General features: G+C 62.1%; 11 protein-coding genes and 2 pseudogenes. 6 read left to right on the top strand and 7 right to left on the bottom strand.

Going from position 1 to position 14,077, the window contains the following annotated elements; translation table 11 throughout:
* Positions 1-36: 36 nt before the first annotated feature.
* The gene (locus QF039_RS00195) at positions 37-675 is read right to left on the bottom strand and encodes a LysE family translocator (protein ID WP_177051842.1); all 639 of its coding nucleotides are present in this window, start codon (positions 673-675) and stop codon (positions 37-39) included.
* 137 nt (positions 676-812) lie between these two features.
* Between QF039_RS00195 and QF039_RS00190 the strand changes: the two genes are divergently transcribed.
* Positions 813-1,613 (top strand): AraC family transcriptional regulator, encoded by an 801-nt coding sequence (locus tag QF039_RS00190; protein WP_003214430.1) that lies wholly within the window; start codon positions 813-815, stop codon positions 1,611-1,613.
* 122 nt (positions 1,614-1,735) lie between these two features.
* Here the strand turns inward: QF039_RS00190 and QF039_RS00185 are convergent, their stop codons facing one another.
* The gene (locus QF039_RS00185; protein WP_373462076.1) at positions 1,736-3,106 is read right to left on the bottom strand and encodes an MFS transporter; all 1,371 of its coding nucleotides are present in this window, start codon (positions 3,104-3,106) and stop codon (positions 1,736-1,738) included.
* Between the two features lie 121 nt (positions 3,107-3,227).
* Here QF039_RS00185 and QF039_RS00180 point away from each other — a divergent pair, with 121 nt between their 5' ends.
* Positions 3,228-4,112: a LysR family transcriptional regulator gene (locus QF039_RS00180; protein WP_102368105.1), complete on the top strand. Its 885-nt coding sequence runs from the start codon at positions 3,228-3,230 to the stop codon at positions 4,110-4,112.
* A gap of 164 nt (positions 4,113-4,276) precedes the next feature.
* Here the strand turns inward: QF039_RS00180 and QF039_RS00175 are convergent, their stop codons facing one another.
* From QF039_RS00175 to QF039_RS00165, 4 genes and pseudogenes are all read right to left on the bottom strand, one after another.
* Complete coding sequence (locus tag QF039_RS00175) at positions 4,277-4,852, bottom strand: flavin reductase family protein (protein ID WP_003214424.1); 576 nt, start codon at positions 4,850-4,852, stop codon at positions 4,277-4,279.
* A gap of 54 nt (positions 4,853-4,906) precedes the next feature.
* Positions 4,907-5,335, bottom strand: a pseudogene (locus QF039_RS33655) (methyl-accepting chemotaxis protein); the annotation flags it as partial.
* Between the two features lie 111 nt (positions 5,336-5,446).
* Positions 5,447-6,130 (bottom strand): annotated as a pseudogene (locus QF039_RS33650) (PAS domain-containing protein); the annotation flags it as partial.
* A 199-nt stretch (positions 6,131-6,329) separates the two neighbouring features.
* A complete protein-coding gene (locus QF039_RS00165) occupies positions 6,330-6,662 on the bottom strand; it encodes a DUF2790 domain-containing protein (protein WP_307516471.1) in 333 nt (110 codons plus the stop codon).
* Positions 6,663-6,900: 238 nt separating this feature from the next.
* Between QF039_RS00165 and QF039_RS00160 the strand changes: the two genes are divergently transcribed.
* The 4 genes from QF039_RS00160 (at position 6,901) to QF039_RS00145 (ending at position 10,869) form a co-directional block, all read left to right on the top strand.
* Positions 6,901-8,229: an OprD family porin gene (locus QF039_RS00160; protein WP_307516469.1), complete on the top strand. Its 1,329-nt coding sequence runs from the start codon at positions 6,901-6,903 to the stop codon at positions 8,227-8,229.
* A 160-nt stretch (positions 8,230-8,389) separates the two neighbouring features.
* Complete coding sequence (locus tag QF039_RS00155; RefSeq protein WP_008437498.1) at positions 8,390-8,575, top strand: hypothetical protein; 186 nt, start codon at positions 8,390-8,392, stop codon at positions 8,573-8,575.
* A gap of 219 nt (positions 8,576-8,794) precedes the next feature.
* A complete protein-coding gene (locus tag QF039_RS00150) occupies positions 8,795-9,469 on the top strand; it encodes a heavy metal response regulator transcription factor (protein WP_003214417.1) in 675 nt (224 codons plus the stop codon).
* A complete protein-coding gene (locus tag QF039_RS00145; RefSeq protein WP_307516468.1) occupies positions 9,466-10,869 on the top strand; it encodes a heavy metal sensor histidine kinase in 1,404 nt (467 codons plus the stop codon). Before QF039_RS00150 ends, QF039_RS00145 begins: the two co-directional genes overlap by 4 nt.
* 34 nt (positions 10,870-10,903) lie before the next feature.
* Here QF039_RS00145 and QF039_RS00140 read toward each other — a convergent pair whose 3' ends face one another.
* The gene (locus QF039_RS00140; protein ID WP_177009606.1) at positions 10,904-14,065 is read right to left on the bottom strand and encodes a CusA/CzcA family heavy metal efflux RND transporter; all 3,162 of its coding nucleotides are present in this window, start codon (positions 14,063-14,065) and stop codon (positions 10,904-10,906) included.
* Positions 14,066-14,077: the final 12 nt, after the last annotated feature.

The raw sequence follows: 14,077 nt of genomic DNA, 5'->3' as shown, positions 1-14,077 counted from the left end.
CTCACGTTTGAAAGTAAGGCTTCTTACCATGAGCCGTCAGCGATTCGCTACCAGCGTGGCCCCGAACAGCACATAACAACCACCGGCAAACCGGTCCAGCCACTTGCGCGAGCGGGCATAGACGTTGGCCATCCGCTCACTGGAAAACACCAGCGCCACGCAGGAGTACCAACTGAATGACAAGGTCGCCATGGTGATCACGGCCAGGGTCAGCAGCGTCGGCGACGGTGACTGCGGCATGGTGGATGCAAAGATCGTCGCGACGAACAGCGCCGCCTTGGGGTTGGACAGGTTGCCCAGCAAACCCAGGCGCCAGGCGGAGAACAGTGAACGCCGAGGTTCGTCGGGCAACAGGTTCTGGGCCATCGACGGTGCCGAGCGCCGGAACAGTTTCAAGCCCAGGTAAATCAGGTAGCAGCCGCCGATGATCTTGAACGCCAGGTACAACATGGGTGCTGCGGTGAACAGCGACTTGATCCCCAGCCCACCCGCCAGCCCCCAGATCACCGTGCCGGTGGCCACGCCAGCCGACGCCACCACGCCATGGCGGCGTGAACAACTGGCGGCCAGTTGCGCGGTGTTGAAGAAGTTCGGGCCGGGCGTGACGACCGCGACGGTCCAGAGCAGGGCCAGCGAGACCAGAGGAGCCGCGTAGGCCGGATTGAACAATTCCATGTGGGATTCCGCCGAGGGCAGTGCAGGAATAAGGATCATATGCCCGGTACCCGCCCTGCACAATCGTACAAGACCCCGGCAGACAGCGGATTCAGACTGGGTTACCGTATTTCCATCTCTTTGCGCGACAACTCATCATGGCGACCAATATCGACTGGCTGCACCGCGCGCCCCACGCCAGTGGCCTGGAGCGCATCGAGGCGTATTTTGCCGGGTTTGGCTTCGACCCCCATCGCCACGACACCTATGCCATCGGCCGTACCCTGTTCGGTGTGCAGAGCTTTCACTATCGCGGCGGCATGACCCACAGCCTGCCGGGGCGGACCATGGTGATCCATCCCGATGAAGTGCATGACGGCTGGGCCGGCAGCGAGGAAGGTTTCAAATACCGGATGATTTACGTGGAGCCGGCGCTGATCCAGCAGGTGCTCGGCGGCAAGCCGTTACCGTTCATCCCCGGCGGATTGTCCAGCGACCCGTGGCTGTACCGCGCCAGTGAAGTGTTGCTGCAAAGCCTGGATTGCCCGATTGACCCGCTGCAGGAACAGGACGCGATGTTTGACCTGGCCCAGGCGCTGAATAACGCGTCGGGCATCACGGTGAACCGCAAGACCTTCGACTACCGCGCCGCCGAGCGTGCGCGGGAATTTATCCACAGCGCGCTGGGCCGCCCGATCACCCTCGATGAGATGGCGGAATACGCCAACCGCGACCGCTGGGCGTTATCGCGGGATTTTCGATTGTTGTTTGGTACCAGCCCTTATCGCTACCTGACCATGCGTCGCCTGGACCTGGTGCGCAGCCTGCTGGGCCAGGGCCAGTCACTGGTGGATGCGGCACTGACCGCCGGCTTCACCGACCAGAGCCACATGACCCGCCAGTTCCGCAGCACTTTCGGCATGCCGCCGTCGCGCTGGGTGAAGATGCTCGGGCGCTGAAATCCCGCCTTGAAATGCGATCAACCTGTAGGAGCTGGCTTGCTCGCGAATGCGGTGTGTCAGCTACTGAATGCATTGACTGATCCACCGCCTTCGCGAGCAAGCCCGCTCCCACATTTGAACTATGTCGCTGCCGAAATCGTATTCGACGCTGGCGCTCGTTCTTTAAGGGCCAACGCCAGCACCGCACCTGCCAGGGCAATCGCCGCGCTCCACCACAACGCCAGTTCAATCCCGCCCGCCTGCGCCGCGCCCGTCGACCCACCGGCGTTCGCCAACGACACCAGCAACGCCAGCCCCAACGCACCGCCAATCTGCTGGCTGGTGGACGCCATGCCTGCCGCCACGCCCTGCTCGCCCGGCCGGATGCCCAGCCCGGCGGCCACCCACATCGCCGTCCAGGTCATGCCCTGGCCAATACTCAGGATGAAAATCCCCGGCAGCAACGACCAGAACCCCGCCCCCGTCGGCAACGCCACACATACCAAAGCGATACCCACCGCGCCCGCCAACTGGCCGCTGACCAGGGTGTTGCGCAACCCCAGACGCGCCAATGAACGCTCCGCCAGCCAGATACCCGCGGTGCACACCAGCGTCGCCGGCAAAAACGCCAACCCCGCCTGCAACACGCTATAGCCGTAGACCTGCTGGTAGTACACCGCCAGAAAGTAGTACTGCACGCCAAAGCTGCTCATGAACACCGCCGTCAACACCATGGCCATGCGCAACTCGCGATAGCCCAACAAGCGCAGCGGCATCAGGGGATCACGGCCCCGGTGTTCGATCCACCCAAACAATCCGAGCAGCACCAACGCCAAGGCCATGCAGCCCAGGGTCGACGGCGCCGCCCAGCCCCACTCCGGCCCCTGCACCAGCGAGAACACCAGCAAGGTGCCGCCCAGCGTCACGGTCAACGCGCCGCTGATATCAAAGTTGCGCCCGCGGGCCCGCTCGCCATCGGCGGGAATCCAGTAGCGCGCCGCCAGGGCACAGGCACCGGCCAATGGCACGTTCACCAGAAACACCGCTTCCCAGCCCCACGCCTGGGTCAGCACGCCGCCGAGCAACGCGCCCATTGCCAGGCCCGCCGCAGACGCCGCGCTCCACACGGCAAACGCCCGATTACGCGCGGGCCCTTCGGCGTAGTGGGTGTTGATCAGCGCCAGCGTGGCCGGGAACAACAGCGCCCCGCCCACGCCCTGCACCGCCCGCGCCAGCACCAGCAGCAAGGCGCTGCCACCGAGCACCGCCGCCAGGGAAGACAGCGCGTACAGCGACTGGCCGAGCATGTACAAGCGCCGCTTGCCCAACAGGTCCGCCGACCGACCGCCCAGCAACAGGAAGCCACCAAACGCCACGCTGTAGGCACTGACCACCCACTGCAATTGCTGGGCAGAAAACCCCAGGTGGCTGCCGATTTGCGGCAGCGCGACAAACACGATGGTCGCGTCGAGGGCGATGATCAGTTGCGCGGTTGCCAGCAGCAACAGCATCCAGCCAGAGGGTCGAGAAGAAGACATCACAGCGTCCTGCCTGAAAATGAGAGGCGCCAGTTTCTTTCATGCCCAACAGATGATAAATAGCCCTATCACTCTTTCAGTAATGACTTTAATCATGGATCTGAATGCTGTTCGCCTGCTGGTGCGCGTCGCCGAAACCCGCAGTTTCACTCGCGCCGCCGGAGACCTGGGGCTGACCCAATCGGGCTTGTCCCGGGCCATTTCCCGGCTGGAAAACCAGCTGGGTGTGCGCCTGCTGCAACGCAACACCCGCAGCGTCAGCCTCACGCCCGACGGGCAGATGCTGTATGAACGCAGCGCGCCGCTGCTGGCGGAACTGGCCGAAGCCGAGCGGCAAATGCTCGACCGCCGTGCCTCACCGTCCGGTTTGCTGAAGATCAGCACGCCCTCGTTGTTTGGCCGCAAGGTGGTGATGCCGGTGATCGGCGAGCTGACCCTGCAATACCCCGATCTGCGCATTGAAGCGGTAATGACCGACCGCCTGGTGGACATCGTCGACGAAGGCTTTGACGCCTTGCTGCGCACCGGCGACATCCAGGACCAACGCCTGATCGCCCGGGCACTGCCACCGCTGCGCTGGGTCACCGTCGCCGCCCCGGCTTATCTCGCGCGTTTTGGTACGCCGCAAACCGTCGATGAACTCCAGGACCACAACTGCCTGACCGTACGTAACCTGCGCACCAGCCGGCTGGTGGACTGGCAGTTCATGCTCGATGGCAGGGTGCAGGACGTGAGTGTCGAGGGGCGGTTGATCTTTGATATCGGCGATGCGCTGGTGGACGGCGCGCTGGGCGGATTCGGCATCGCCCAGGTGATGGACTTTGCGGTGCGGGAAGATCTGGCGGCCGGGCGCCTGGTGCCCTTGCTGGAGGAATTTGCCGGGCGCAGTCGGGCGATATCGCTGGTGTATCCGCCATCGCGGCAGTACTCGCCGAAGTTGATGGCGTTTGCCGAGGCGCTCAGCAAGGCGCAGTGGTAGCACAACCTTTGTGGCGAGGGAGCTTGCTCCCGCTCGGCTGCGCAGCAGTCGTATATCTACCGACCAAGTGTATTGGCAGGAAACAATGGGACCGCTTCGCGCTCCAGCGGGAGCAAGCTCCCTCGCCACAAAACCAGGCTTTACCGGAAGAATTGGCACTGGCCTTAAAGCTGTCGCCCATCAATAGGCTCACCAATCGTCAGGAAATGCCCGCCCGCCACATGGTGCAAGGTACGCAGCGCATCCTGCCCTTCGAAATGCCAGCGACCGTCGCTGAATACGCGCTCATCAGCCTGGGCGGCCACCACTTCGGCGAGGAACAAATCGTAGGTCTGCTGGTTATGCGGTTCCGGCAGCAAGCGGCATTCCAGCCACGCCACGCAGCCTTCGAGCATCGGCGCTTCGGTGTGTTCGCCGCTGAACGTCTGCAAGTCATATGCGGCGAACTTGTCGGTCTCGCTGCCGGTGGTGTTGCCCACGGTCTGCACGATATCGGCCTGGGCCGCACACGGTACGTTGAGCACGAAAGTGCCGGCGCCTTCGAGCAGTTGCCGGGTCCAGGTGGCCTTATCCAGCACGACGGCGACTTTGGGCGGTTCGAAATCCAGCGGCATCGCCCATGCCGCGGCCATGATGTTGCGCTGGCCGTTGTGCGCGGCGCTGACCAGTACGGTCGGGCCGTGGTTGAGCAAGCGGTAGGCCTTGGACAGCGGGACGGGACGGCGATGGTTAGGGCTCATGGACGAAAGGCTCGGAAAAAAAACCTACGATACCTCAAGCATGAGCCCGGGTGACTAGCTGCTCAGTTGATTGGCGAATTGCCCTACAGCGCTGACCACTTTCTGGGCGCCGTCCTGGATCTCGACGATCACCGTGCCCGCCTCGGCCGCCAATGCCAGCCCTTGCTCGGCCTGCAGGCGGCCATCGGTCATCAGCGCCACTGCATCGCGGGCCATGTCCTGGTTCTGGCGCACCACGCCGACGATTTCCTCGGTGGCCTTGCTGGTACGCGACGCCAGTTGCCGAACCTCATCGGCCACCACCGCAAAACCACGGCCTTGCTCACCGGCACGGGCGGCTTCGATGGCGGCGTTGAGCGCCAGCAGGTTGGTCTGCTCGGCGATGCCGCTGATGGTCTTGACGATGCTGCCAATCACCTGGGACTGGGCGTTCAGCGCTTCAATGCCCTCACCCGCCTGCTCCATGTGCTTGGCCAGGTCGCGCATCACCTCCACCGCCTGGGTGACCACGGTGGTGCCGCGCTGGGCGCTGCTGTCGGTGTGCAGCGAGGTGCTGTAGGCGATGTTGGCCGCGTCGGCCACGGCCTGTTCCTGGTTGACCTGGTCGGTGATCACCGTGGCGAACTTGACCACTTTGTACAGCCGCTCGTTGGCGTCGAGCACCGGGTTATACGAAGCCTCCAGCCACACCACCCGCCCGTGGCTGTCCACTCGCTTGAAGCGGCCCGCGACGAATTCACCGGCGTTCAGGCGCTTCCAGAACTGCTGGTACTCGACGCTGCCGGCATCCTGCGGCTCACAGAATATCCGGTGATGTTTGCCCTGGATCTGCGCCAGGCTGTAACCCATGCCGTTGAGAAAACGGTCGTTGGCCGTCAGTACATTACCGTTGAGGTCGAACTCGATCACTGCCGTGGAACGCACCAGCGCGGTGATCAGGTTTTCGTGCTCGCGGGACGCCTCGATGGTGCGGGTCAGGTCGCTGGAGTACATCGAAATATGCTTGATACGCCCGTCACTGCCACGCACCGGTTGCACGATGGAGCGCAGCCACGCCTCATTGCCGTTGCCGCGCATCAGGCGTACGGAACCGGCGAAGTGTTCGCCACGCACCAGGGCGTTCGTGAAGCGCAGTTGAAAGGTGTCGTGCTTGACGTGCGCCGGCACCAGATCCTCGATCAGGCGGCCTTGCAGCTGGCTTGCCTGGTAAGCCATCTCTTGAAGGAAGATGGCATTGACGGACTCGATGCGCCCTTCGGGATCCAGGGTCAGGGCCATCATTTCGCTTTCCAGGCTCTCCTTGACCTGCTGCAAACTGGATAATTCTTCGCGAAGAGCAGACAGCTCCTGCTTGAGACGGGTGTTGAACATGGAGGCACCGGTGGGCAAATGAGGGCGGGATCTGACCTGCATCGGCGCTGCCGGCATTTTCTTAAGAGAGCTTTAGCCCATTGCCCAACTATATTTTTTCAGCCACTCAACTGCCGTTGTTACGGCAGATGCCCATCACTTGGTAGTGGAGCGTGTTGAGCTTGCCGGTGGAGTCTTCGTAGGTCATGCGTGACGGCACCGCGCTGCACGAGCGGATCGGCGGCGTGACATTCACCACCTTGGCAATGTCCAGCTTCATGCCGTAGCGATACACCAGCACCTCGGGCGCAGGCTTGCCCTTTCTGGCGGCGTAGGCGGCCATGGCTTGCTCATTGTTTTGCATCAATTGGGCGAAGGTGCGGTCGCCTCCACCTTCGGCCATCGCGCTGGCGGAAACGATCAGGACCAATGCAGCGACAGTGGTTTTCAGGGTATTCATGAGGGTGTCCTCGTCTGACTTATTGAATTAAAAGTTCAGAGCAAGAATAACTAACCAAGCCTGTCGCAACGTTCACCGAAAGATTACTTATCCGTTATGTTTTATTGAAATTCCAAAATTGTAATCTGTGCGCCACCTCGCCGTTATCTCGTGTTTGCAACTATCTGCCCGGGCACCATCACAACAAGAATGCCCCATCGATAAGAAGCTGATAGCTGCCACTACCGAGGAGCGCTACATGAGCACTAACCGCACACTTTCCCTCTCCATGATTGCCGCCCTGGCGGGGCTCACCCCGCTGTCAGGCATGGCCGTGGAAGAAAAACCCGAAGGGTTTATCGAAGGCAGTACCTTGAACGTGCTGGCCCGCAACTTCTACTTCAACCGCGATGACCGCAAGGGCCAGTCGAGCCCCACCGGCAATGGCTATTCCGAAGCCTGGGCCCAGGGTTTTATCGGCAAGTTCGAATCCGGATTCACTCAGGGTCCGGTGGGTTTCGGCCTCGATGCGTTTGCGATGTATGGCCTGAAACTCGACTCCGGCACCGGTCGCAGCGGCGGCAAGGGCTCGTTCGGCGTACTGCCGGTAGACAGCGACAACCACCCCGAGGACGGCTACAGCAAGCTCGGCGGCGCGGTAAAAGTGCGCCTGCTGGATACCGTGATCAAGGCCGGTGACGTGTTCCCGCTGACCCCGGTGGTGGCCTACGGCGACTCGCGGGTGTTGCCGGAAAGCTTCCGTGGCGTCACCGTGCAAAACACCAGCATTGACGGCTTGAGCTTGCAGGCCGGGCACTTGAGCGGCATGAGCCAGCCTACTCAAAGCGGCATGGATAAAGGCTTCGCGACCTTTTATGCGGGCAAGGTGGATTCACCCTGGATCGGCTATGCCGGCGGCGACTACCAGGTGAACAAACACCTCAGCGTCAGCCTGTACACCAGCCGCCTGAAGGATGCCTGGGACCAGTACTACTTCGGCAGCGCCGCCAGCTACCCGCTGAACGATGACGTGTCGCTGTTTGGCGACTTCAACTATTACAAGGCCGTGGACGAGGGCAAGAAACGCCTTGGCGAGTTCGATAACAACATCTGGAGCGCCAGGCTTGGGGTCAAGGTCGGCGCCCACAGCCTGGCCCTGTCGCACCAGCGCAACAACGGCGATGACGACTTTGACTACCTGCGCATGTCGGACTCGATCTTCCTCAACAACTCGATCCAGTACAGCGACTTCAACTCGCCCAAGGAACGCTCGTGGATGCTCGCCTATAACCTCGACATGCAGGCCTTCGGCATTCCTGGCCTGACCTTCATGACCCGCTATGGCAAAGGTACCGGCGCCGACTACAGCAACGCCAACAGCGTGTACATGCGCCGTGACGCGGCCGGCGACCCGCTGACCGATCAACGCCGCTGGGAGCGGGATATCGAGGCGAAGTACGTGGTGCAGGGCGGTAACTTGAAAGACCTGTCGCTGCGTTTGCGCCAGGCGACCGTTCGCTCAAGTGCCTTTGAGTCGGACTTGGAAGAAGTTCGGTTGATTGTCGAATACCCATTGGCAATTCTGTAAATGAACACAACGGCAAATGCTTACATTCATTTGCCGTTGACTAACATCTGTTCACAAATTGAAGCCTGTCAGAACTGTAATATGCGCCTCACCTTCTCGTTAAGTTGCGCTTCATATACTGGTCACAACTAACGGCACACGCCTTATTTGGAGACACGTCATGAAGCCATCCCACCTGTTATTGATCAGTTTTCTCGGCGCCACTTCCACCCTCGCATTCGCCGACGACGGCGCCGACCGTTCCCGGCAGTTCCTCGCCGAGTTCCGCCAGCAACAGCAACAGGTCCACGGTGAACAGTCCGTGGCCGAGACCGCGCCCGCCGACGCACAGAAGCAGTCGATCTGAACGGCGCACACCGAGCACATTCATCTCTGAAGCTTTTGTGTAGCTCCTTTGGAAAGAGATGAATTTTTAACGCCCCGGATGGGGCGTTTTTTTTGCCCGCCCGTTCTGCAACGCAACAACCAGTCACAAACTGGCTGATTGACCCTGTAGCTACTTCAGCCTTCAGGCTTCGGAAAATTCGAATTTCAGTCTCTCTCTATCAGTAAAAGGTAAATCCCCATGCGTATCCTTGTGGTTGAGGACGAGCAAAAAACCGCCGCCTACCTGCAGCAGGGCCTGACCGAAAGCGGTTACGTGGTCGACTGCGCCGCCAGCGGCGTGGACGGCCTGCACCTGGCCGGGCAACACGCCTATGAACTGGTGATTCTCGATGTAAACCTGCCGGCCAAGGACGGCTGGGAAGTGCTTGAGCAACTGCGCCGCGACAGCAACCAACGGGTGATGATGCTCACAGCCCGTGGCCGGCTGACTGACAAGATCAAGGGCCTGGACATGGGCGCCGATGATTACCTGGTCAAACCCTTCGAATTCCCCGAATTGCTGGCCCGTGTGCGCACGCTGTTGCGCCGCAGCGAGCACATACCGGTGCCGGAAGTCTTCCGCGTGTCGGACCTTGAACTGGACCCGCGCCGCCACCGCGCCTATCGCGGCACCCGGCGCATTGACCTGACCACCAAGGAGTTCGCGCTGCTGCATGTGCTGATGCGTCAGTCCGGCGAAGTGCTGACCCGCACGCAGATTATTTCCCTGGTGTGGGACATGAATTTCGACTGCGACACCAACGTGGTGGAGGTCTCCATCAGCCGCCTGCGGGCCAAGGTCGATGACCAGAGTGACGTCAAGCTGATCCATACCATTCGCGGCGTGGGCTATGTGCTGGAGGCCCGCCAATGAAAGCCAGCAGCCTGTCGATGCGCCTCGGGCTGACGGTGAGCCTGATGGGCGCGGGCCTGGTGGTGCTGCTCGCAACACTGGCCTACCTGGCGCTGACCCACGAGCTTGAGAAACTGGCGCGCAAGGGCCTGGAAAGCAAGATGGAGCAGATCCAGCACAGCCTCGCCCTCGGCCTGGACACCCGCGACATAAAAGCCCGCCCGCATTCGCTGATGGACCTGGTGATGGGGCATGACAATTTCTACCTGACCATCGTCGGCACCGCACCCGATGAAGCGGTGCTGCTGAGCGTCGGTGCCAAGCCACAGGAACCGTTGCTGACCGACTTCGCACCACGCCAGACCCTCGGTTACCTGAACTGGGACGACAGCAACGGCAACCAGGTGCTCAGCGCCTCCAGCCTGATGCGCCTGTCCAGCGGCGAACGCGTGCGGGTGCTGCTGTCCCTGGACCGCAGGGACGATCAGGCATTGCTCAGTGCTTACCTGCGTTCCACGGTGATCGCCCTGCCGCTGCTGTTGCTGCTGATCGGCATCGGCGCGTGGTGGGTGGTGCAACGCGGGCTCGCACCGCTGCAACAGTTCAGCCGCGTCGCGGCCAAGGTCACCACACAGGATCTGACCCACCGCCTGGCTGTGGATAACTTGCCCAACGAGTTGGGCGAGTTGGCGCAGGGCATCAATTTCATGCTGCAACGCCTGGATGGCGGTGTGCAGCAGCTGTCGCAGTTCTCCGATGACCTGGCCCATGAACTGCGCGCGCCACTGACCAACTTGATGGGCAAGGCCCAGGTGACGTTGTCCCGGGAGCGCCCGCCCGAGGAGTACAAGGCGGTGCTGGAATCCAGCACTGAAGAAATGGAGCGGCTGGCGCGGATCGTTTCCGACATGCTGTTCCTGGCACAGGTCAGCCACCCGGCGGCGCGGGTTTCGTTTGCGCCCGTGTCCCTGGCCGCTGAAGCACGCCGGGTGATGGAACTGTTTGCGTTGAGTTCCGACGACAAGCAACTGAGCCTGAGCCTTCACGGTGATGCCTCGGTGCATGGCGACCGCCTGATGATTCAGCGGGCGATTTCCAACTTGTTGTCCAATGCCATCCGTCATACGCCACACGCTTCCACGGTGTCGTTGCAGGTGGAAACCCACGGGCAGCAGGTGTCGCTCTCGGTGGGCAACCCGGGGCCGGGGATTGAAGCGCACCACCTGCCGAACCTGTTCAAGCGTTTCTACCGCGTCGACAGCAGCCGCGCCCGCTCCGAAGGGGGGACCGGGCTGGGGCTGGCCATCGTGCGGTCGATCATGACCCTGCATCAAGGCCGGGCAGAAGTCAGCAGCGAGCCCGGAGATTTCACTGTGTTTCGGTTGGTGTTTCCCCTTCATACCAACACTATCTGCCAATAACCTGTGGCGAGGGAGCTTGCTCCCTCGCCACAGGTTATTGGCCAGGCATCGGGCGGTCTTCCTGTTCTTCACGCCGGTGCGCCCAGTGATACAGCGCCGGCAATACCAGCAGGGTCAGCAGCGTCGACGAGATAATCCCGCCAATCACCACCGTCGCCAACGGGCGCTGCACTTCGGCGCCGGTGCCGGTGGCCAGGGCCATGGGGATAAACCCCAGCGACGCCACCAACGCCGTCATCAACACCGGGCGCAAGCGCGTCAGGGCGCCTTCGTTGATGGCCACCGACAATGAGCGCCCCTCTTCCCGCAGGTTGCGAATGAACGCAATCATCACCAACCCGTTCAGCACCGCCACCCCCGACAGCGCGATAAAACCCACGCCCGCCGAGATCGACAACGGAATGTCCCGTAGCCACAGCGCCATGATCCCGCCGGTCAACGCGAAGGGAATCCCGGTGAACACCAGCAGCCCGTCCTTGAGGTTGTTGAACATCATGAACAGCAACCCGAACACCAGCAGCAACGCCACCGGCACCACGATGCGCAAGCGCTCGGAGGCCTCCTTCAACTGCTCGAACTGGCCGCCCCAGCTGGTCCAGTAGCCCGCGGGAATTTTCACCTGAGTGCCGATGGCCGTCCCGGCTTCCTCGACAAACGAGCCGATATCCCGCCCACGCACGTTGGCGCTGACGATCACCAGGCGCTTGCCGTTTTCGCGGCTGATCTGGTTGGGGCCGAGCACCAGGTCCAGGCTGGCGACTTCCGACAGCGCGATAAACCCCAACTGCCCCGCCGCGTTATTCGCCAATGCCGGAATCGGGATCAACAGCCGCGACAAGCCTTCGATATCGGTACGCAGGGCGTCGGACAAACGCACTACCATGTCGAAACGCCGGTCGCCTTCGTACATCGTCCCGGCCTGGCGCCCACCCACGGCGACGGCAATCGTGTCTTGCACATCACCCACGTTCAGGCCAAAGCGCGCGGCCTTGTCGCGGTCGATATTGATGGTCAGCACCGGCAAGCCGGAGGTCTGTTCCACCTTCACTTCCGAGGCGCCCTTGAGGGTTTGCAAAGTCTCGGCGATTTCCCCGGCGGTCTTGTTGAGCACCGCCATGTCGTCACCAAACACCTTCACCGCGACGTCGCTGCGCACCCCGGAAATCAGTTCGTTGAAGCGCAGCTGGATCGGTTGCGACAGTTCATACACGCTGCCCGGCACAATCGCACTGGCGCGCTGGATGTCGGCGATGATTGCCTCGCGGGACTTCTTCGGGTCGGGCCACTGGTCCTTGGGCTTGAGCATCACGTAGCTATCGGAGATGTTCGGCGGCATCGGATCGGAGGCGATTTCCGCGGTGCCGGTGCGGGCGAATACCCGCTCGATTTCCGGCACCTCGGCCATCAAGGTCTTTTCCAGCTGCTGCTGCATCTGTACCGACTGCGTCAGGCTGGTGCCCGGCACCCGCAACGCTTGTTGGGCGAAATCACCCTCGCTGAGGCTGGGGATAAATTCGCTGCCCATGCGACTGGCCACCAGGCCCGACGCAACGATGGCCAGCACCGCCAGGCCGAACACCAGCGGCCGGCGCGCCATCACCCAATCCAGCACCGGCGCGTAGACACGGCGTGCGCTGCGCATCACCAGGTTTTCCTCTTCCTTGACCTTGCCGGTGACGAACAGCGCAATGGCCGCCGGCACGAAGGTCACGGACAGAATCATCGCCCCCAGCAGCGCGATCACCACGGTGAACGCCATCGGGTGGAACATCTTCCCGGCCACCCCGGTGAGGGCGAAGATCGGCAGGTACACCACCATGATGATCAGTTGCCCGAAGATCAGCGCGCGCCGCGCTTCCTTGGCCGCCGCAAACACTTCATGCAGGCGCTCGCTGCGGGTCAGCAATCGCCCGTGGCGCTGCTGGGCGTGGGCCAGGCGGCGGATGGCGTTTTCGACGATCACCACCGCGCCATCCACGATAATCCCGAAATCCAGCGCGCCGAGGCTCATCAGGTTGGCGCTGACCTTGTTGGTAAACATCCCGGTAAAGGTGAACAACATGGCCAGGGGAATCACCATCGCGGTGATCAGCGCAGCGCGGATATTCCCCAGGAACAGGAACAACACCGCCACCACCAGCAGCGCCCCTTCGAAGAGGTTTTTCTTCACGGTGCTGATGGCTTTTTCCACCAGGTTGGTGCGGTCGTAGACGGTGACGGCCACCACACCTTCAGGCAGCGAACGGTTGATCTCTTCGAGTTTTTTCGCGACCGCCAGGGACACCGTGCGGCTGTTTTCGCCGATCAACATGAACACCGTGCCCAGCACCACTTCGCGGCCATTCTCCGTGGCGGCACCGGTACGCAGCTCGCGGCCAATGTCGACCTGGGCGACGTTGCGCACCCGAATCGGCGTACCGTCGGAAGTGGTGATGACGATGTTGGCAATGTCGTCGATGGACGCGACTTGCCCCGGCGCACGGATCAGCAATTGCTCGCCGCTGCGCTCGATGTAGCCGGCGCCGACGTTGGCGTTGTTGCGCTCCAGCGCCGTGACCAGGTCGCCCAAGGTCAGGTTGTAGGCCGCCAGGCGCTTGGGGTCCGGGGCGATCTGGTATTCCTTGGCAAAGCCGCCGATGGTATTGATCTCGGCCACCCCCGGCACGTTGCGCAGTTGCGGCTTGATGATCCAGTCCTGGATCACCCGCAGGTCGGTCGGCGTATAGGCTGAGCCGTCCTCCTTGCGGGCGCCGTCTTTCGCCTCCACGGTCCACAGGAAGATTTCCCCGAGCCCGGTGGAGATCGGCCCCATCATGCTTTCGATGCCATCGGGCAGTTGCTCGCGAGCCACCTGCAAGCGTTCGTTGACCAGCTGGCGGGCGAAGAACAGGTCGGTGCCGTCCTTGAAAATCACCGTGACCTGGGACAAGCCCGAGCGCGACAGCGAGCGGGTCTGCTGCAAGCCCGGCAGCCCGGCCATGGCGGTCTCGATGGGAAAGGTGATGCGCTGCTCGGTTTCCAGCGGCGAAAAACCCGCCGCCGCCGAGTTGATCTGCACCTGGACGTTGGTGATATCCGGCACCGCGTCGATGGGCAACTTCTGATAGCTGGCGATGCCGACACCGGCCATCAACAGCACCGCCAACAGCACGATGATGCGCTGCTCGATGGCGAATTGGATAAGGCGCTCAAACATGGGAAATCACTC

Origin of the sequence: Pseudomonas sp. W2I6, from assembly GCF_030815935.1 — a bacterium.
In the GTDB taxonomy this organism is placed as follows: domain Bacteria; phylum Pseudomonadota; class Gammaproteobacteria; order Pseudomonadales; family Pseudomonadaceae; genus Aquipseudomonas.
The sequence above is the reverse complement of the archived record's forward strand: the minus strand, read 5'-3'. Positions and strand labels throughout refer to the sequence as shown.